The sequence below is a fragment of the Enterobacter sp. PL1 genome (assembly GCF_945957325.1).
GTDB classification, from domain to species: Bacteria; Pseudomonadota; Gammaproteobacteria; order Enterobacterales; family Enterobacteriaceae; genus Enterobacter; species Enterobacter roggenkampii.
In genome coordinates, this window is the sequence record NZ_CAMFKT010000115.1 from 1 (window position 1) to 325 (window position 325).

1 protein-coding gene is annotated in these 325 nt (G+C 46.2%); it reads right to left on the bottom strand.

What is annotated here, in order from left to right; translation table 11 throughout:
• A partial coding sequence (locus N6P30_RS24515; protein ID WP_023352858.1) for an IS3 family transposase occupies nucleotides 1-275 on the bottom strand: 275 nt, incomplete at its 3' end.
• Nucleotides 276-325: the final 50 nt, after the last annotated feature.

Below are 325 nucleotides of genomic sequence, written 5' to 3' on the forward strand. Positions count from 1 at the left end.
ATTGAATCTACAGTAGCCTTTTTTAATATTTCATTTTCCATTTCAATACGTTGTAGCTTTTTCCTGAGCTCACGGATTTCAATTTGTTCCGGGGTAATGGGGGAGGCTTTTGGTGTTTTTCCCTGCCGCTCATCACGTAATTGTTTCACCCATCGCGTCATTGTGGAAAGGCCGACATCCATAGCGCTGGCTGCATCTGCCACGGTGTAATTCTGGTCAACGACCAGTTGAGCGGATTCGCGTTTAAACTCTGCGCTGAAATTTCTTTTTTTCATTATGGCACCTTGGACTGACCCCGCCACGGTAGACGATCCTGCCCTATAGT